This window comes from Alcanivorax xiamenensis, from assembly GCF_009846745.1.
GTDB lineage: Bacteria > Pseudomonadota > Gammaproteobacteria > Pseudomonadales > Alcanivoracaceae > Alloalcanivorax > Alloalcanivorax xiamenensis.
In genome coordinates this window covers 1-19,961 of sequence record NZ_AQPF01000006.1, presented here as the reverse complement: position 1 = coordinate 19,961, position 19,961 = coordinate 1, and the positions used below count along the sequence as shown (strand labels likewise).

Below are 19,961 nucleotides of genomic sequence, written 5' to 3'. Positions count from 1 at the left end.
TGGTCATGTCGGGAGCGGGAAACGGAACCTCAGTCTTCTCCGGTTCCTTCTTCTTCCGCATCATCTTCCGGGCCGTCGATGGCCTCCTCCGCGCCTTCCAGCTCGGGAATGGTGGCCAGGCCGGACAGCGCCTCGCCCTCACCAAGACGGATCAGACGCACGCCCTGGGTATTGCGGCTCAGGTGGCTGACCTCGTCGACCCGGGTGCGCACCAGCGTGCCCTGGTTGGAAATCAGCATGATGTCCTCTTCACCGAACACCTGGGCGGCGCCGACCAGAGAACCGTTACGCTCATTGACCACCATGCCGATCACACCCTGGGTGCCCCGCCCTTTGGTCGGGAACTCGCTCAGATCGGTGCGCTTGCCGTAACCATGTTCGGAGGCGGTCAGCAGTTGCCCGCCCTCCTGCGGCACGATCAGCGCGATCACTTCCTCGCCATCGGCGACTTTCATGCCGCGAACGCCCCGCGCGGTACGTCCCATGACCCGGACCTTGGATTCCTGGAAACGCACGACTTTACCGTTGCCGGCCACCAGCACCACATCCTCCGCGCCCTGGGTAATGGCCACGTTCACCAGATGCTCGCCTTCCTGCAGTTTCACCGCGATCAGACCATTGCTGCGCGGGCGGGCGAACTTGGCCAGCTCGGTCCGCTTCACAACACCGTTGGAAATGGCCATGAAGATGAACGGACCGGGGGTGGTGTCCACCTCTTCCGAACCCTCGGCGTCTTCGATGATGTCGGCGCCGTCGGTCTCACTCTCATCCTCGTCGTCGCTGTTGCCCTGCTGCCGCACCACTTCCGCGTCCAGACGCAGAATGGCGGTGATCCGTTCCTCCGCCTGCAGTGCCGGAATCAGGTTGATGATCGGCTTGCCACGGGAATTGCGGCCGCCCTGCGGCAGTTCAAATACTCGCAGCCAGTACACCTTGCCGATGCTGGTGAAACACAGCAGGGTGTCATGGGTGCCCGCCACCAGCAGCTGCTCGACGTAATCCTCGTCCTTCACCGCCGTCGCCGCCTTGCCACGGCCGCCGCGACGTTGCGCGGTATAGGTATCGATGGGCTGAATCTTGGCGTAACCGCCATGGCTGAGCGTGACCACCACGGTTTCCTCGGCGATCAGATCTTCCATGCTCAGATCGGAGCGGGAAGTCTGAATCTCGGAACGGCGATCATCGGCGTATTCGTCGCGAATCGCCTGCAACTCCTCGCGAATCACCTCAAGCAGACGATCCGGGTCGGCCAGGATCAGGCTCAGTTCGCGAATCTGCTCCAGCAATTCCTGATAGTCGGTAACCAGCTTTTCCCGTTCCAGACCGGTCAGCTTTTGCAGGCGCAGATCAAGAATCGCCTGGGCCTGTTCCGGAGACAGGTAGTAAAGCCCGTCGCGCAGACCGAACTGCTCGTCCAGGCCGTCCGGGCGGGCAATGTCCTCGCCACCGGCGCGCTCCAGCATGGTCAGCACATCGCCGGGCTCCCAGCCCTTGGCCAGCAGTTTTTCACGGGCTTCCGCGCCGCTTGGCGACGCCTTGATCAGTTCAATCACTGGATCGATGTTGGCCAGAGCCACCGCCAGACCTTCCAGCAAATGGGCCTTTTCACGTGCCTTGCGCAATTCATAGACGGTGCGGCGGGTGACCACTTCACGGCGGTGACGCAGGAACGCCTCCAGCAACTGGCGCAGATTGAGGGTCTTGGGTTGACCGTCATCCAGCGCCACCATGTTGATGCCGAACACCGACTCCATCTGCGTTTGCTGATAGAGGTTGTTGAGCACCACGTCACCGTTCTCGCCACGGCGCAGTTCGATGTAGATGCGCATGCCGTCCTTGTCGGATTCGTCGCGCAGCTCGGTGATACCTTCGATTTTCTTCTCTTTGACCAGCTCGGCGATCTTCTCGATCAGCCGCGCCTTGTTCACCTGGTACGGCAACTCCGTGACGATGATCGCTTCCTTGCCGCTCTTGTCCGCCGCCTCCACGGTGGCGCGGGCGCGCACGTAGATGCGGCCGCGGCCGGTGCGATACGCCTGCACGATGCCGGCGCGGCCATTGATGATGCCGGCGGTGGGGAAATCCGGGCCCTGGATGTACTGCATCAGGTCGTCCGGAGTCAGGCTGTCGTCATCGATCAGCGCCAGGCAACCGTCGATCACTTCACCCAGATTGTGCGGCGGAATATTGGTGGCCATGCCCACGGCGATACCGGAGGAGCCATTGACCAGCAGGTTCGGCACCCGCGTCGGCATCACTTCCGGAATCTTCTCGGAGCCGTCGTAGTTATCGACGAAATCCACCGTTTCCTTGTCCAGATCGGCCTGCAGCTCGTGGGCGATCTTGGCCATGCGCACCTCGGTGTAACGCATGGCCGCGGCGGAGTCGCCGTCGATGGAACCGAAGTTGCCCTGCCCGTCCACCAGCATGTAGCGCAGCGAGAACGGCTGAGCCATCCGTACGATGGTGTCGTAAACGGCGGAGTCACCGTGGGGGTGATACTTACCGATGACGTCGCCCACCACCCGGGCGGACTTCAGATACGGTCGGTTCCAGTGGTTGTTGAGCTCGTGCATGGCGAACAGCACACGCCGGTGCACCGGTTTCAGGCCGTCGCGCACGTCGGGCAAAGCACGTCCGACGATCACGCTCATGGCGTAATCCAGGTACGACTGTCTCAGTTCGTCCTCGATATTGACGGGTGTGACTTCTTTTGCGAGGTCCGTCATGGCGTTCCTTTTGTATCCTCGGTGGCGTGGGTGACGCTCCTGGAAAAGTCAACGATGATAGCACAGCTTGGGAAGCTCTGAATAAGTATTCCGGCTGGGGGGTTGGTGCGCTTGCACGCTGACACGCAACACGCTTGCACGCCATGCTTGCCGGCCCCGAGGTCAGCCGGAAAGGCTTGCTTATCTGGGGAGTCACAACAGAAGCGAGTCCCTGGCACAGCAGCGAGCAAGCGTGTTGCGTGTCAGCGTGCAGCGGTTTCCCCGGACAGGCTATACTCGCCGCCAGTTTGGCCGCCACCGTCCGGCGGCCCCGGTAAAGCAAGGAGCCTTGAATGAGCGACAATCAGGCCGACCTGGTCCTGCACGCCCGCTGGGTGGCGCCAGTGGCGCCGGACGCCACGCTACTGGAACAGCACGCCGTGGTGGTGCGCGGCGACACCATCGTCGACCTGCTGCCGAGCGCACTGGCGGACCAGCAATGGCGGGCCACGGAGGTGCGTCGGCTGGACCAGCACCTGCTGATTCCGGGGCTGGTCAACGCTCACACCCACGCCGCCATGAACCTGTTTCGCGGCCTGGCCGACGACCTGCCCCTGATGACCTGGCTGGAAAAGCACATCTGGCCGGCCGAGGGGCGCTGGGTCAGTGACCCGTTCGTGTACGAGGGCACCCGGCTGGCGGCGGGGGAGATGATCCGCGCCGGCACCACCTGCTTCGCCGACATGTATTTCTTTCCCGACGCGGTAGCCAAAGCCACCCTGGAAAGCGGTCTGCGGGCGGCCATTTTCTGCCCGCTGATGGACTTCCCCACGCCCATGGGGTCCGGCCCGGAGGACTATTTGCGACTGGCCACCGACGCCGTCGACCAATGGCGCCACGAGCCGCGGCTGTCGTTGGGATTCGGCCCGCACGCGCCCTACACGGTGTCCGACGGTCCGCTGGAAAAGGCCCTGACCCTGGCCGAGGAACTGGACCTGCAAATCATGATGCACGTGCACGAAACCGCCGGTGAAATTCAGCAGGCGGTGGAGCACAACGGTGACCGGCCACTGGCGCGGCTGCGCCGGCTGGGCCTGCTGACACCGCGCCTGTTGGCCGTGCACATGACCCAGTTACTGGACGAGGAAATCCAGTGGTTGGCCGAGACCGGCACTCATGTGGTGCATTGCCCGGAGTCCAACCTGAAACTGGCCAGCGGCTTCTCGCCGCTCTACAAACTGCGCCAGGCCGGCGTCAACGTCGCCCTGGGCACCGACGGCGCCGCCAGCAACAACGATCTGGACATGATCGGAGAAATGCGCGCCGCCGCGCTCCTGGCCAAGGGGGTCAGCCTGCGCGCGGACGCCCTGCCCGCCGCCGAGATTCTGGAAATGGCCACCCTGGGCGGCGCCCGCGCCCTGGGACTGGATGACCGCATCGGTTCCCTGCAAGCGGGCAAACAGGCCGATCTGGTGGCGGTGAATCTGGCCCGCCTGGAGACCCAGCCGGTTTACGACCCGGTGGCACAGTTGGTCTATGCCGCCAGCCGCGACCAGGTCACCGATGTCTGGGTCGCCGGCCGCGCCCTGTTAAAAGAGCGGAACCTGCTCACCCTCAACGAGGCCCAACTGGTGCACAATGCTCAACAATGGCAACGGAAAATCGCCGGAGAAAGCCAATGAACGAAGTAACCCGCCGCAACGTGGACAACAGCGAAGTCGCCAAATTCAACGCGCTGGCGGAGCGCTGGTGGGACCCGAACTCCGAATTCCGGCCGTTGCACGACATCAACCCGCTGCGCCTGAACTACATCGATGAGCGAGTGGATTTGCCCGGCAAAACCGTCATCGACATCGGCTGCGGCGGCGGCCTGCTCTCCGAAGGCATGGCCCGCCGGGGCGCCACCGTCACCGGCATCGACATGGGCGAAGCGCCGCTGGCCGTGGCACGGCTCCATGCCGAACAGAGTGGCGTGGAAGTGGAATACCTGCAAACCCCGGCGGAAGACATCGCCGCCGAGCGGGCCGGCCAGTATGACGTGGTCACCTGCCTGGAAATGCTGGAACACGTCCCGGACCCGTCCTCCGTGATCCGCGCCTGCGCCACGCTGGTCAAGCCCGGCGGCCAAGTGTTCTTCAGCACCATCAACCGCAATCCGAAGTCATTCCTGTTCGCCATTGTCGGCGCCGAGTACGTGCTGCGCCTGCTGCCGCGCGGCACCCATGAATACGCCAAACTGATCCGCCCGTCTGAACTGGCGGGCTGGTCCCGGGATGCCGGCCTGGATGTGCGCGACACCACTGGCATGACCTACAACCCGATCACCCAGGTGTACAAATTGAACCGGGACGTCTCGGTCAATTACCTGATGCACGCGGTTAAAGCGGTCTGACACTAGCGAGGCTCCATGACATCTCTGCAGGCCGTCTACTTCGATCTGGACGGCACCCTGATCGACACCGCGCCGGACTTTTATAGCGTGCTCAATAACCTGTTGGCGGAGCACGACCGCCCGGCGGTGAGCTATGCGGCGGTGCGCGCCAATGTATCCAACGGCGCCCGGGCGCTGACCGAGTTGGGCTTTGGCCTGGGCCCGGAAGACGACGCGTTCGACAATTACCTGAATCAGTTGCTCGACGCCTACGCCGGTCATCTGGCGGTGGACACCCGGCTGTTCGAAGGGATGGCCGACTCCCTGGACTGGCTCGACCGGCACCGCCTGCCCTGGGGTATCGTCACCAACAAACCGGAACGCTTCACGGTGCCGGTGCTCGAAGGGCTGGGGCTGGCAACCCGGGTTGGCGCGGTGATCTGCCCGGACCACGTGCGGCAACGTAAACCGCACCCGGAGGGTCTGCTGATGGCGGCCCAGCGGGACGGCGTGAATCCCGATACCTGTCTTTACGTCGGTGATCACCTGCGCGACATTCAGGCTGGCAAGAACGCCGGCATGGCCACCGCGGTGGCCGCGTTCGGTTACATCGACGCCGACGACGACCCCCACGGCTGGCAGGCGGACCACCTGCTGGAGCGGGGCGAAGACCTGTTACCCTTACTGAAAACCCTGACAAGCGGGAGCCTGACATGACCGATCTGCAGTCCCTGAATAGCCAGGCGGTGACGTATCAATGTCCGGATAAAGCCTTCAAGGATCGCATCATCCTGGTGACCGGCGCTGGCGACGGCATCGGCCGGGCCGTGTCCCTGGGACTGGCCCGGCACGGCGCCACCGTGATCCTGCTGGGCCGTACCCAGTCGAAGCTGGAAGCGGTGTACGACGAAATCAAAGCCGCCGGCGGCCCCGAACCGGCCCTGGCGCCGGTCAACATGACGGTCGCCCGTCCCAGTGATTATCTGGAGCTGGCCAGCCTGTTCGAAAAAGAGTTCGGTCGTCTGGACGGCGTGCTCCACAACGCCTCGCTGCTTGGCGACATCACTCCCATGGACGGCTACAGCGCCGACACCTGGGACTCGGTCATGCAGGTGAACGTCAACGCCGCCTTCTACCTGACCCAGGCGCTGTTGCCGTTACTTCGCGACAGCGACGACGCCCGCATCCTGTTCACTTCATCCAGTGTCGGCCGGCGCGGCCGCGCCTACTGGGGAGCCTATTCGGTGTCCAAGGCAGCCACCGAAAATCTGGCCCAGGTACTCGCCGAGGAACTGGAAAACACCTCCAGGATCCGTGTCAACACGGTGAATCCAGGCGCCACCCGCACCGCCATGCGCGCCAATGCCTACCCCGGCGAAGACCCGATGACGTTGAAAACCCCGGAACAGCTGTTGCCGGTCTATCTGTATCTGCTGGGCCCGGATAGCAGCAACGTAAATGGCGTTTCTCTGGACGCACAGCCGAAATAACGCTGGACGCTGGACGCTGGACGCTGGACGCTGGACGCTGGACGCTGGACGCTGGACGCTGGACGCTGGACGCTGGACGCTGGACGCTGGACGCTGGACGCTGGACGCTGGACGCTGGACGCTGGACGCTGGACGCTGGACGCTGGACGCTGGACGCTGGACGCTGGACGCTGGACGCTGGACGCTGGACGCTGGACGCTGGACGCTGGACGCTGGACGCTGGACGCTGGACGCTGGACGCTGGACGCTGGACGCTGGACGCTGGACGCTGGACGCTGGACGCTGGACGCTGGACGCTGGACGCTGGACGCTGGACGCTGGACGCTGGACGCTGGACGCTGGACGCTGATAATGCAAAACCAGCCCCAACACCCTGGCAAGAACTAAAATACTTATTTACTTCCGCAACGCCCACAGCCCCGGGTTTTGACTTTAGCGTCTGGCGTCCGGCGTCCGGCGTCCGGCGCCCCTATGCAATTTCCCCTTGGCCTTAGCGACAAAGCCAAACGTCGTCATGGTGCCCGGCAACCGGAACAACTGTGCTATTACTTTTTGCACGGGCCCGAGAAAGCGGTCCTCGTGTCATAGCGCCCACACCAACAACAAAAAGGGACCTTTATGAACGCCTTATTGATGAGGGCCGTCACACTCCTTGTCCTGCTCTCTGGCGCCGTTAACGTCAGCGCCGAGGATCTGAGGTTGTCGCCGGAACAAAAAGCGAAAATGGAAAAACTGCTGCCCGGGGTCACCATCAGCGATTCGCTGGTATCGGAACTGGCCAGCGTCTTTTACTCACGAGACATGCCGGTGCGGGTACGGCTCAAGGCGATCAGCAAGTTGGTGGGCATCGACCAGATGCCGCCGGGCACCGCGCTCAAGCGCAAGATCTGCATCTGGGATATCGCCGGTCGCAATGGACCGATCTTTCACGCCGCCATGGAACAGCGGGCCCTGGCACTGGAATACGGCATCAATCTGGAGATGATCCCGTTCACCAATGAGTCGATCATGGTGGATGAATTGAAAGCCGGCCGCTGCGACGCCGCCCTGATGACCGGCTTTCGTGCCCGTGATTTCAATGTCTACACCGGCACCATCGATTCCATCGGCGGGGTGCCAGACAATGACCACATGCGCACCCTGCTGGAAGTACTCGCCCACCCCAGCCAGGCGGACAAAATGGTGCATGGCGACTACGTGATCATGGGCGTGTACCCCGGCGGCGGCGCCCATATCTTCGTCAATGACAAGCAGATCAGCTCCCTGGCCAAGGCCGCCGGCAAGAAAGTGGTGGTGCTGGACTATGACAAGACCCAGGCGGAGATGGTCGCCGGTATCGGCGCCACGCCAGTGCCCTCGGATATCGTCAGCGCCCCGAACAAATTCAACAACGGCGTGGTGGATATTCTGGCCGCCCCGCTGATCGCCTACGAGCTTCTGGAGCTGTACAAGGGGATGACGCCGGACGGCGGTATCGTCGATTTTCCGCTGGCGCAGATCAGCATGCAGCTGGTGGGCCGGCTGGACAAATTTCCCAACGAGATCGCCCAACTGGTGCGCGAAGCGTCGTTCGAGGCCTACGACCGCATCCGCGCGCGGGTGAAGATCGAGGAGGATCGGGTGCCGGACCGCTGGTGGATCCATATCCCGGATAAGGAACGCCGCGTTTATGAAAGCATGATGCAAGACGCCCGCAATGTGTTGCGCAAGCAAGGTTACTATGACGGCCGCATGCTCGACCTGCAAAAGCGGATTCGCTGCAAATACACGCCGTCACGCGGCGAATGCTCCAGTTCCTAGGGCATCTCTGAAAAGCGCTCCGTCATCCTGGGCGTGACCCGGGTTCTCCTTCTGGAGAGTACACCATTTGGTAAGGAGAGATGCCGGATCGAGTCCGGCATGACGTTTTCCAAAGCCCCCCCGGCAACGGATGGAGAGACACTGACCATGATCCATGGCTGGAGATATGCCACTGCGTTCTTGCTGGTGCTGTTTGGCCCCGCCGTCCCGGCCATGGCCGAACCCGCCCCCGGCGCGGTTACCAAGGCGTTCCAGGAGCGCCGCCATCTGACCGTCTGCATCTGGGATCTGGTCGGCCGTAACGGACCGATTTTCTCCGTGGCCCAGGACCAGAAGGCCCGTTTCCTGGAGTACGGATTGGACATTGATCTTGAGCCCTACACCAATGAACGGGTGATGGTGGAGGCGCTCAAGGCGCGCCAGTGCGACGCCGCACTGATGACCGGCATGCGCGCGCGGCTTTTCAACAAGTACACCGGCACCATCGATTCCATCGGCGGCGTGCCCAGTGAAGAGCACATGCGCATCCTGCTGGAGGTATTGGCCAATCCGAAATCGGCACCGCGCATGGTGGAAGGTGACTACGTGATCCTCGGCATCGCTCCCGCCGGCGCCGCCTATATTTTCGTCAACGACAAACGCATCAATACCCTGGCCAAGGCCGCCGGCAAGAAAGTGGCGGTTCTCGATTACGACCCGACGCAGGCGGAGATGGTCGCCCAGGTGGGCGCGTCACCCGTGCCATCGGATCTGGTCAGCGCGCCCAACAAGTTCAACAACGGCGTGGTGGATGTGCTGGCGGCGCCGTTAGCCGCCTATCAGATCATGGAGCTGTACAAGGGTATGACGCCGGACGGCGGTATCATCGACTATCCGCTGGCGCAGATCAGCCTGCAGCTGGTGGGCCACAAGGACCGCTTCCCGGCGGATATGGCGCAGATCTCGCGGGAGCTGTTCTTCGAGGGGTACCGGAAGATGATGGATCGCGTGCATCTGGAATCCCGCCAGGTACAGGACCATTGGTGGGTGCCGATTCCGGACCGGGACAAACAGGACTATGAGGTGATGATGCGCGATGCCCGCCTGCAGTTGCGCGGGCAGGGCTACTACGACGGCGACATGCTCAACCTGCAACAACGGATCCGTTGCAAGCTGGACGCACGCCGCGCCGAGTGCGCCAATCCGGTGGAGTAAACCGGTTCTAGGAATCTTCCGTGGGTATCTGCTCCAGAGCGCCAAACATATCCACGCGCTGATCATTGAACAGATCCAGTTCCGGCGCCAATGCCTGCACGTAGCGGTCGAAATAGAGAAACTGCTTGAGCAGCAGAGCGAACTCCCGCGGGAACCGGATACCGTGGTCCTCGCCGATGCGCACCAGATCCATCAGCAAACGATTGACCTCACGATCATTGCGGTCGGCCTGCACCAACGATGACGGATCGACCCGGGTGAGGCGCTCCTGCAAAGCGGTGATATCCCGCGCCAGCGCATCCACATCCACTTCTTCCCGGGTCATGCCCACCATCACCATGGACCGGGCCATGGTCTGGACGTCGCCATTGCCAATCGCCTCAAGAAAACTGGACATGCCCTCCCAGGCCTCCCGGCGAATACGCCCGACCATGCCAAAGTCGATGAAGCCGACACGGCCGTCCTCCAGCACCATCAGGTTGCCGGCGTGCAGATCGGCGTGGAAGAAATCACACAACATCAGGCTGGAAAACCAGGTGTTCAAGGCAGTGATCAACACCCCGGCGGGGTCGTCGGTATACTCACGCAGAGCACCGAGATCCGTGATCGGCATGCCGTGCAACCGCTCCATGGTCAACACCCTGGTGGTGGTATGGGACCGGATCGGGCGCGGCGCCACCACGGCCCGGTTACCGGTCCGCGCCAGGAAATCGTTGAATTGCTCCAGATTACGGGCTTCCTGAAGAAAATCGCATTCCTCCATCATTCCCGCCTGCAGTTCCTCGATCACCCCGGACAGCGCCGAGCGGCTCAGGCCCGGTGCCAGGGATTCGATGACCCGGGCGGAAAAGTAGAGAAAATTGAAATCGGTGAGCAGTACGTTGCGCACCCCGGGACGCTGCACCTTGATCACCACTTCGGCCCCATTGTGCAGCCGCGCTGCGTGCACCTGGGCGATGGAAGCGCTGGCCAGCGGGCGCGGATCCACCCATTCGAAGTGCTGCTCCAGACCGCCACCGAGCTCCTCCTCCACCACCCCGCGAATATAGTGAAACGACAGCGGAGGGGTCCGATCCAGACATTTCTGGAAGGCCTCCACGTACTCTTCCGGAAACAGCGATGGCGAGCTGGCGATGAACTGCCCCAGCTTGATGTACGTCGCGCCCAGGGATTCAAAAGTAGCACGCAACCGTTCCGGCAGAGCGTCACGATCACCAAGTGCCCAGCCCAGCCCCTGGCGACCGACCACACCAAGGGTCTCAATGATGCGCAGGGCGCCTCGCGCTGTGTTCCTTGCCAGCGCCAGGCCGGAGCGCTCACGCAACAGATCGGCGCGAGCGCCGGTAACCGAAGAAGGCTGTGTCATCACGTCTGTGTCCCTGTTTAAAAATGAATCGCCCTGGGCCGCTAAACTACCGGAAAAGGGTAACCATAAAAACCGCGATGGTTTTTACCTCGAGGTTAATTATGACCAGCCGGTCTTTCTGTCCCCTTTTTTTATCCGGGTTCACGAGTGTCCACTCAAAGATCCAATTGTTAAAAGATAACCGTCTGATTTTATTACCAAGATCACGGAAGGCCCAGCGTTTAGGTAAACTTCATTGGCTGTTCCGACAGGAGAGCGCCGACGTACGGTCATTTCCCCTGGTCCCTTGCAAATCCATGATCCCCTTGCTGGCGTCCATATGTAATGGCTTACATGCATTTTTGTAATTGGCGCTTGTGTCAACGGGCGTGCGTTGTGTACCGTCAATTTTCCACGTCGAGAACAATAAAAAGGAGCTAAAAGGAATGCGTTCTCTAATAACCAAAATGCTGCGACCCGCGCGTGTACTGATCGCCGGCGGCGCCCTGCTCGCGCTGCAGGGCTGTGGCATGATCTATAAGACCACCGGGGATATTCTGGTCAGCTTCGGCCAAGCGGAATTAATGCCTTATATGCTGGCCTACGATGATGTGCGCATGGGCTGCATCATGGGTGAAGCCCAGACTCCTCTCCTGATGTCCTTCGAAACCGTGGGCTCCCATCCGGGACGCTTGGGTGTGATGACCTTCGTGACCTCGGCGGTATGCGCCGAACAACTCGCCCTGGAATCCGAGCTGCGTTACCTGCGTGCCATGAAGGAAGGCCGGGTCACCGAAGCCCAGGACGCCCGCATCGAGCAAAAACGCTGGTCCGCCCTGGCCGCGGAGCGCCTGCTCACCGCCTACCAGCGCCTGGAAGTGGAATACGGCAAACTGGACGAAGGCGAATGCCCCAAACTGAACCGCAAGCTGGATCAACTGGTCTGGCTGGTGGGTAACATTGCCGGCGCCCAGGCACTGGTGGCCGACGGCGCCGCCGACGGTGTGGTCGGCGTGCCGCGGGATATTGTCGGTAAGGTCGCCCGCAATGCGTCCTGCCTGAGCAACGAGAACTGGTGGGGCGCACCGGAAGGTTTGCGTGCCACGATCTGGAACCTGCTGCCACAGCTGGCTCCGGAAGGCGCGCAGCCCTGGCCGAAGCTGGAACAGTCCGCCGAGATGGGCTTCGAAAAAGGCGTGCGTCTGGGCAGCGCTTTCCTGGCGCTGAGCGCTTACAGCAAGGGCGACAATGATCGTCTGCGCTCAGCGATCCGCGACTTCGCCGCCAACGACGAAAACCTGGACCCGGACTACGCCATGATCGACGCCATCGCCGGTGTCCTGATACAGGGCCTGTCCGATCGCATGTGGACCGAAGCCACCGGCAAACGGACTCCGGTGAGCGGCCTGGGCACCTTCTGGGATGACCAGCCCTCTTCCGGCTCCAAAGTTGACATCGACGATCTGCTGTAACGGGACCGAAGAGCCTTCCCCCGCCGGAAGGCTCTCCCCCCGATAATCAAAAAAACCAGGAGAGACGACCTCATGCGCTACAAGAAAGCGTTAACCGCCGTGATGGCGACCGTACTGGGCCTGGCCGCGGCCGGTGCCAATGCCGCCGAGAAACGGACCTTGTGTGTCTTTGACATCATCGGTGCCAGTGGCGACGTCTACAACGTGATGAAGGACTACCGCACCGCCGCCGCCGGCTGGGGCGCCGACATCGACCTCAAGCCCTACACCGACGAGAAAATCGCCGCCGAGTCCCTCAAGGCCGGCCAGTGTGATGGCGCGGTACTGACCGGTTTGCGGGTACGCCAGTTCAACCACTACTCCGGCAGCATGGAAGCAATTGGCGCGATTCCCGATTACGAGCATCTGCGTACCGTGATCCAGGTGCTGTCCAGCGACACACCGTCCATCAACGAAAAGATGACCTCCGGACCCTATACCATTGGCGGCCTGATGCCCATGGGCGCGGCTTATCTGTTCGTCAAGGACAAGAGCATCAACGATGTCAACGCTCTGTCCGGCAAATCCATCTCGGTGATGGAATACGACCCGGCCCAGGCGCAGATGGCCGCCAAGGTGGGTATGTCCCCGGTACTGTCGGACATCACCAACTTCGCCGGCCGTTTCAACAACAATTCCGTGGATATCTGCTTCGCTCCGGTGGTGGCCTATTCCGCGCTCGAGCTGTACAAGGGACTGCAACCCGATGGCGGCATCATCCGCTATACCCTCGGCCAGCTCACCAATCAGATCGTGCTGCGCAAGGACCGCTTTTCCGAGGATTTCGTCAAGCAGTCCCGCAAGTTCATGTTCGGTCAGTTTGACCGCGCGATGACCATCATTAACAACGCGGAAAACGAGGTGGACAAGAAGTGGTGGATCGAGCTGCCCGAGGAGGACAAACGTGGCTATGACGAAATGCTGCGTGAGGCTCGTATCGAGATGACCCAGGACGGTATTTACAGCAAGGACCTGACCAACCTTCTTCTGAAGGTGCGTTGCAAGTACGACCCTTCCCGCGCGGAATGCGCCAATCCTCAAGAGTAACATCTGAAACCGCGGGGCCGGCATCCGGCCCCGTTCTCCATTCCCTCCACCACTTGTGGCGCTTCGGCCATACCGGCGCGAAGGGGTGCAGTATATGCTCGCTCGAAAAGGTCGTTTTCATACGCGGCGATCTCATTGCTGGCATAACAAAAACCGGGTGAAAAATGGATAAACCAACCTTTACCGTGGCGAACCGTTCCATTAAGGAATGGGTATCCTCCCTGCCGACCCTGATCATCCTCCTGCTGACAATTTTTCTCTCTTCCGGCGAAATTATTCACTCCCAGTTATTGAAGATCGGTGAAAACACCTGGGAGAGCTACTTTCTGCTGCGTGGCGCCGGCATGGTCCAGGAGCCGACCTGTAATCCGGATCCGAACATTGATCAGCTCACCCGGGAAACCGTCCGCAAGCGCCAGCAGGAAGCCGCCGATGATCCCCTGGCGGACGTGCTCGGCACTTCCGAGGTTAACGAGGGTGCGATCCGTCAGTCCCTGGAACGCTCCAGAGAAAATTGCCGGACTCGCTGGGAGCGTTACCAAACCATAGAGGAAAGGGTCACACCCGGTGTTATCGCCTTCCGCACCGTCGAGGGCGGCGTGGCGAAAATCGTCTCCACGCTCGGCGACTACAAACGCCTTCTGCTGTGTCTGCTGGTATTGATTTGCGCCGCCACCGCCACACTGGGACGGCATCATATTGCCCTACGGCCGCAAAGGACGGTCAAGGATTATCTTGTTTCCACCACGGCACAGTTGATCGCCAATGCGCTGCTGCTTTCCTCCGCTTTCGTTTATCGTATGGAGGAAGTCGCCGCCATGGAGTCCGGCGTGCGCGTCGGCCATTTCTATTTACATCAGTTCTGGATCGCCGGCTTCGCCATTCTCACCGCCGCCTCCCTGTACCAGTTGATGAGCCGTCCCAAGGATCTGGAATCCGGCGGTTCCTGGGGCAAGGCTCTGCTCACTATTCCGCTCTACAGTTTCATGGCTTTGACCGCTTCGGCACAGTTCCTCAGTCAGGGTTATTACCATGGCATCGCCGTGTATCTGGGCATGATGATGGAGATGTCCACGCTGTTCCTGAACCTGGCGCTGTACATCTGGATCGGTATGATGCTGAAACAGACCAAGCTGGCTCATCTGGTATTCGATGTACTGCGGCCCTGGAAGATGTCGCCGGAACTGATGGCCTTCGTGGTGCTGGCGGTGGCGGCCATCCCCACCGCTTACACCGGCGCGTCCGGCATCTTCGTGATTGCCGCCGGGGCCACCATCTATAACGAACTGATCCGTGCCGGGGCGCGCAAGCAACTGGCGCTGGCCGCCACCGCCATGTCCGGCTCCATGGGCGTGGTGCTGCGTCCTTGCCTTCTGGTGGTGATCATCGCCGCGTTGAACAAGAGCGTAACCACCACCGAACTGTTCAATTCCGGCATCAAGATTTTTATTCTCAGCCTGGTGCTGTTCTTCATCTACAGCCAGTTCGCACGTACCTCACCAGCTCGCATCGCGCCGTTCTCCGAGGCTTTGCCGCACAGTCTGAAACGACTGATACCTCTGCTGCCTTACGGCATCGTGGTCGGCACCGTCCTGGTGTTCTTCAGCGATGTTCTGAACCGCCACCTGGATGAGTTCTCCGCTCCGATCATTCTGCCGGTAATGCTGCTGGCCGTGCTGTTCTACGAAAAGCTAAGTCGCCACTGTTTGCACCTGTTCGCGCTGGCGTTGATTCCCATGCTGGCGATGTCCTTCATGGACACCTGGCATGGCTATCAGGCATTGCAGAGCGGGGAGATCCCCACCGGCTGGACCACCGTGACCCTGCAGAATCATCTTTGGGGCCTGTTCTGGCGGAACGTGATTCTTGGCGGCTTTATCGTCGTTCACTACCTCGTGGCGCCCCGCATGAAAGGCAATGGCGACACGGATCCCCACTACGCTCCCGAGGAAGGTGTCTCGGAAAAACTGGAAGGCTCGCTGCGCTTCTCCACCAATGAGACCACCACTCACATCGGTGCTCTACTGATATTGATGGCGCTGTCGGTGAGCACCGGCGGCATCATCGAACGCTCTGGTTTGATGGAAATGCTGCCCGAGGCGTTTTCCTCGATCTGGATCGCGATGACCATTCTGGTGGTGACCATGGTGGTTATCGGCATGATCATGGACCCCTATGGCGCGGTGATCCTGGTGAACGCGACTATTGCCCAGGTGGCTTTCAATAACGGCATCGATCCGCTTCATTTCTGGATGATCACACTGGTGGCGTTCGAGCTGGGTTACCTGACACCGCCGGTGGCCCTCAACCACTTGTTGACGCGACAGGTGGTGGGTGACGACGAAGTGGAGAGCGCCAAACTTCACAGCGGCTCCTTCTTCCGCCGCTATGAGAAGTTCCTGCTGCCCATAGCGGTGATGCTCACGGCCCTGCTGGCGGTGAGCTATCTGCCGCTGATGTCCGAAGGGCTACACCAGTGGCTGTTCCATAAGATACAGGTGGCCATGTAAGCACCCGGTGTAAGTCAACACCGTGATCACGGAAAAAGGGGCTCTCGCGGGCCCCTTTTGTATTCAACGCCGGAGTGGCTGAACGGACAGGAGAACAGCGACGCCAAACCGGACACACCGCGACATCAATAACAACAACCCATACCCATAAAAAAAGGAGAAGGGGCAATGGAAGAAAGAGCCATGGGGAAAACCGTGACAGGCAGCAGCGGGCACTGGCTTCGGCGGTCGCCGGCGGAATGGTTTTCGTCACTACCAACCCTGTTCGTGCTGCTACTGGCATTATTCCTCTCATCCGGAGAGATCATCCATTCGCAGCTACTGAAGATCGGGGAAAACACCTGGGAAAGTTACTTCCTGCTGCGCGGCGCCGGCGTCATGACCGAGCCAACCTGCAACCCCGATCCGAACATCAGCCGACTGACCCGGGAAACCCTGCAACGACGACAGGTCGAGGCCGCCAATGATCCGCTTGCCGGAGTGCTGGGCACGCCGAGCATCAACGAAGATGCCATCCGCCAGTCACTGCGGCGATCACGGGAAAACTGTCGGGGCAAATGGGACCGCTACCGGACCATCCAGGAAAGGGTCACCCCTTCGGTGGTGATGTTCCGCAATGTGGAAGGTGGCGTGGCCTGGGTGGTGTCCTCCCTGGGCGACTACAAACGTCTGTTACTTTGTCTGCTGCTGATGATCTGTGCCACTCGCACCACGCTGGGCCGGCACCATATTGCCCTGCGCCCGCAACGCACGATCAAGGATCACCTCGTCTCCACCACCGCTCAGCTGATCGCCAACGCGCTGTTGCTGTTCTCCGCCACGGTCTATCGCATTGAAGAGGCGGCGGCGATGGAGACCGGCGTTCGGGTCGGCCACTTCTATTTGCATCAGTTCTGGATCGCCGGTTTCGCCGTGTTGACCGCGGCGTCACTGTATCAGTTGGTCCGATTCCCCAAGGGCCTGGAATCCGGCGGTTCCTGGGGCAAGGCCCTGCTCACCATTCCGCTTTACACTTTCATGTGTCTGTCGGCGTCCTTTCAGTTCATCAGCCAGGGGTACTACCACGGCATCGCCGTGTATCTGGGCATCATGATGGAAATGTCCACCATGTTTCTCAATCTGGCGCTGTATATCTGGATCGGCATGATGCTGAGGCAGACCCGGCTGACCCATCTGGTGTTCGACGTGCTGCGGCCCTGGCGTATGTCACCGGAACTGATGGCCTTCGTGGTGTTGGCGGTGACCGCCGTGCCTACCGCCTACACCGGCGCGTCCGGCATCTTCGTGATCGCCGCCGGGGCCACGGTGTACAACGAGATGATCCGGGCCGGCGCGCGCAAGCAACTGGCTCTCGCCACCACCGCCATGTCCGGTTCCATGGGCGTGGTGCTGCGCCCCTGTCTGCTGGTGGTGATCATCGCCGCGCTCAATAAGAACGTCACCACCACCGAGTTGTTCAGTTCCGGCCTCAAGGTGTTCATGCTCAGTCTGCTGCTGTTCTTCGTTTACAGTCAGTTCGCGCGCACCTCTCCGGCCCGCATCGCGCCGTTCTCCGAAGCCGTGCCGGCCAGTCTCAAGCGCCTGGTGCCGCTGCTGCCCTACGCCATTGTCGTCGGCGCGGTACTGGTGCTGTTCAGCGACGTGCTGGACCGTCAACTGGATGAGTTCTCAGCCCCTATCATTCTGCCGGTGATGCTGCTGGTCGTATTGTTGTACGAGAAACTGAGCCATCACCTGCTGCACCTGTTCGCTCTGTTTCTGGTGCCGATGATCGTTCTCTCCTGCAACGATCTCTGGCAGGGATACCAGGCCCTTCAAAGCGGCGATCTGCCCACCGGCTGGACCCGGCTTACGCTGGAGAATCACCTGTGGGGACTGTTTTCACGCAACCTGTTCCTGGCCGGGTTTCTGCTGGTGCACTATCTGATCGCGCCACGCATGACCAGGAGCGAGGCAATGGACCCTCACTACGCCCCCGAGGAGGGCGTCTCTGAAAAACTGGAAGGCTCGCTCCGTTTCGCCACCAACGACACCACCACCCATATCGGCGCCATGCTGATGCTGATGGCGCTGTCGGTGGGTACCGGCGGACTGATCGAGCGCTCGGGGCTGGTGGAGATGCTGCCGGAGTCCTTCTCCTCGATCTGGATCGCCACCAGTATCCTGGTGGTGACCATGGTGATTCTGGGCATGATCATGGAGCCCTTCGGCGCCGTGGTGCTGGTCAACGCCACCGTCGCCCAGGTCGCCTTCAACAACGGTATCGATCCGCTGCATTTCTGGATGATCACCCTGGTGGCCTTCGAGTTGGGGTATCTGACCCCGCCGGTGGCGGTGAACCATCTGCTTACCCGACAAGTAGTGGGCGACGATGAGGTGGAGAGCGCCAGAGTTCATGGCGGCTCGTTCTTCCGCCGCTACGAAAAATATCTGCTGCCCATCGCGGCGATGTTCACCGCCCTGCTGCTGGTGAGTTACCTGCCGCTGCTGTCGGAAAGCCTGCATCAGTGGTTGTTCCAGAAAATCCAGATCGCCATGTGACCACTCGCTTCCGCTATCGGCCTTGCTTCATCGCGCCGATAGCGGATAATCAGGCCCCCAATATGAAAAAAGCAGGTCCGGCTTATGAATGACAAGACCCGCGAAGAACACTACCGGCAGCGGCCCACCGAACCGCTACCGAAAACCGTTCGTCCCGCCCTATTCTTGTTGCTCTTCCTGATCGCCGTAACCCTGTGCATCGCTGGTGCCGCCGCCGTGGTGGACCACCTCATCTATGGGTGAAGCCGATGAAGCACGTGAAGGAACAACGTCGTCATTCGCGCCACCGGGCTCCGGACGACCTCAACATGCGTCTGCGCCAGGACCCGCCCTCCGGGGATGACGATCTCACGCTGATCTGCCGGGACATCTCCCGCGCCGGCCTTGGCGTGGAACTGCCCTACTCGATCCGCCCCGATACCGACGTGGAGTTGTGGCTGCAGCTTCCCAGCCAGGGCGAAGCCTTGCATCTGTTCGGCACCATTGCCTGGTGCGCCGAAGGAGAGCGGCGCTGGTCCGCCGGCATTGCCCTCGACCTGGAGCGAACCGACGGCGCCCTCTGGGCGGCCCGGTTCGATGATCCCGATGTCTGACCGCCCTTCGTTGTTTCAACGGGGCGGGCAGTACCACCTACACCGGCCGGACTACCCGGAGAATCTGTTTCGCTGGCTCGGCGATCAGTGTTTCGAGCACCGGCGGGCGCTGGACCTGGGCTGTGGCACCGGCCAAGCGTGCCGCTCCCTGGAAGGCCATTTCCAACACGTCATCGGCGCCGACCTGAGCCTCGCCCAACTACAAGGCGCCCCGGCCAGTGCCAGCCGTTATCTGGCCGCCCGTGCCGACGCCCTGCCCTTCGCCGATGGCAGCTTCGACCTGATCACCGTGGCCCAGGCACTGCACTGGTTTCCATTGCCGATGTTCTTCAAGGAAGCGGAACGGGTGCTGCGCGAGGACGCGCTGCTGGCCATCATCAGCTATGGCTTGTGTCAGGTGGAAGGGCTGCCGGATCTGATCGACGACTTCCACGACCGGGTGCTGGCGCCCTGGTGGCCGGCGGCACGCTGGAGCGTGGTCAGTGGTTATCGCAATGTGACGCTGCCCTGGCCGGAGCACAAAGTACCGGAAAACCTCGGCATCGAACGTCATTGGCACTGGCGTGATCTGGCCGCCTATCTGGACACCTGGTCGGCTCTGGCGAAAGCACGCCGCTTCGGCAAGGACCCGTTGCAGGATTTCCTGCCGCAGTTGGAGCAGGCGTGGGGGGAAAAGACACGCAAGGTTCGCTGGCCGCTAAGAGTCCGCGCCTGCCGCCGGCCCAGGGAATATTAGGGACGCCGGACGCCGATAATGCAAAACCAGACCCAACACCCTGGCAACCACTAAAACGCCTTTTTCAGGTTCATCGCGGTTTAACGGGCCACGGCGCTTCAATCATGGGCACGGG

At 61.3% G+C, this 19,961-nt stretch carries 16 protein-coding genes; 14 read left to right on the top strand and 2 right to left on the bottom strand.

Features of this window, described 5'->3' with window-relative positions:
* Positions 1-29 precede the first annotated feature (29 nt).
* The gene (gene gyrA, locus A6D6_RS05965; protein WP_133492127.1) at positions 30-2,729 is read right to left on the bottom strand and encodes a DNA gyrase subunit A; all 2,700 of its coding nucleotides are present in this window, start codon (positions 2,727-2,729) and stop codon (positions 30-32) included.
* Positions 2,730-3,061: 332 nt separating this feature from the next.
* Here gyrA and A6D6_RS05960 point away from each other — a divergent pair, with 332 nt between their 5' ends.
* From A6D6_RS05960 to A6D6_RS05930, 7 genes are all read left to right on the top strand, one after another.
* The gene (locus A6D6_RS05960) at positions 3,062-4,390 is read left to right on the top strand and encodes a TRZ/ATZ family hydrolase (RefSeq protein WP_159660211.1); all 1,329 of its coding nucleotides are present in this window, start codon (positions 3,062-3,064) and stop codon (positions 4,388-4,390) included.
* Positions 4,387-5,100, top strand: coding sequence for a bifunctional 2-polyprenyl-6-hydroxyphenol methylase/3-demethylubiquinol 3-O-methyltransferase UbiG (ubiG, locus tag A6D6_RS05955; protein ID WP_133492125.1), 714 nt, complete (start codon positions 4,387-4,389; stop codon positions 5,098-5,100). The genes A6D6_RS05960 and ubiG overlap by 4 nt, the downstream gene beginning before the upstream one ends.
* Positions 5,101-5,115: 15 nt before the next feature.
* Entirely contained in the window at positions 5,116-5,796 is a 681-nt protein-coding gene (locus tag A6D6_RS05950; protein WP_159660210.1) for an HAD-IA family hydrolase, read from the top strand.
* Positions 5,793-6,569, top strand: a complete 777-nt coding sequence (locus A6D6_RS05945) for a YciK family oxidoreductase (protein ID WP_159660209.1) — start codon at positions 5,793-5,795, stop codon at positions 6,567-6,569. The genes A6D6_RS05950 and A6D6_RS05945 overlap by 4 nt, the downstream gene beginning before the upstream one ends.
* On the top strand, positions 6,538-6,918 hold the full coding sequence (locus tag A6D6_RS05940) for a hypothetical protein (protein ID WP_159660208.1): 381 nt from the start codon (positions 6,538-6,540) through the stop codon (positions 6,916-6,918). The genes A6D6_RS05945 and A6D6_RS05940 overlap by 32 nt, the downstream gene beginning before the upstream one ends.
* 269 nt (positions 6,919-7,187) lie before the next feature.
* Positions 7,188-8,369, top strand: coding sequence for a putative solute-binding protein (locus tag A6D6_RS05935; RefSeq protein WP_159660207.1), 1,182 nt, complete (start codon positions 7,188-7,190; stop codon positions 8,367-8,369).
* Between the two features lie 99 nt (positions 8,370-8,468).
* On the top strand, positions 8,469-9,563 hold the full coding sequence (locus A6D6_RS05930) for a putative solute-binding protein (protein WP_236564004.1): 1,095 nt from the start codon (positions 8,469-8,471) through the stop codon (positions 9,561-9,563).
* A gap of 7 nt (positions 9,564-9,570) precedes the next feature.
* Here A6D6_RS05930 and A6D6_RS05925 read toward each other — a convergent pair whose 3' ends face one another.
* Positions 9,571-10,929 carry an ABC1 kinase family protein gene (locus tag A6D6_RS05925; RefSeq protein WP_201303708.1) on the bottom strand — a complete coding sequence of 453 codons (1,359 nt, stop codon included), beginning with the start codon at positions 10,927-10,929 and terminating at the stop codon, positions 9,571-9,573.
* Between the two features lie 425 nt (positions 10,930-11,354).
* On the opposite strand from A6D6_RS05925, the gene A6D6_RS05920 reads away from it, so the two are divergent.
* The 7 genes from A6D6_RS05920 (at position 11,355) to A6D6_RS05890 (ending at position 19,846) form a co-directional block, all read left to right on the top strand.
* On the top strand, positions 11,355-12,380 hold the full coding sequence (locus tag A6D6_RS05920; protein ID WP_159660206.1) for a hypothetical protein: 1,026 nt from the start codon (positions 11,355-11,357) through the stop codon (positions 12,378-12,380).
* 72 nt (positions 12,381-12,452) lie between these two features.
* Positions 12,453-13,466: a putative solute-binding protein gene (locus tag A6D6_RS05915; protein WP_133492119.1), complete on the top strand. Its 1,014-nt coding sequence runs from the start codon at positions 12,453-12,455 to the stop codon at positions 13,464-13,466.
* 164 nt (positions 13,467-13,630) lie between these two features.
* The gene (locus A6D6_RS05910; RefSeq protein ID WP_159660205.1) at positions 13,631-15,976 is read left to right on the top strand and encodes a TRAP transporter large permease subunit; all 2,346 of its coding nucleotides are present in this window, start codon (positions 13,631-13,633) and stop codon (positions 15,974-15,976) included.
* 168 nt (positions 15,977-16,144) lie between these two features.
* A complete protein-coding gene (locus A6D6_RS05905) occupies positions 16,145-18,517 on the top strand; it encodes a TRAP transporter large permease subunit (protein ID WP_159660204.1) in 2,373 nt (790 codons plus the stop codon).
* Positions 18,518-18,601: 84 nt separating this feature from the next.
* On the top strand, positions 18,602-18,760 hold the full coding sequence (locus A6D6_RS05900; protein WP_159660203.1) for a hypothetical protein: 159 nt from the start codon (positions 18,602-18,604) through the stop codon (positions 18,758-18,760).
* A 5-nt stretch (positions 18,761-18,765) separates the two neighbouring features.
* Positions 18,766-19,110 (top strand): PilZ domain-containing protein, encoded by a 345-nt coding sequence (locus tag A6D6_RS05895; protein WP_159660202.1) that lies wholly within the window; start codon positions 18,766-18,768, stop codon positions 19,108-19,110.
* Positions 19,103-19,846 (top strand): class I SAM-dependent methyltransferase, encoded by a 744-nt coding sequence (locus tag A6D6_RS05890; protein WP_159660201.1) that lies wholly within the window; start codon positions 19,103-19,105, stop codon positions 19,844-19,846. Before A6D6_RS05895 ends, A6D6_RS05890 begins: the two co-directional genes overlap by 8 nt.
* The last annotated feature ends 115 nt before the right edge of the window (positions 19,847-19,961 follow it).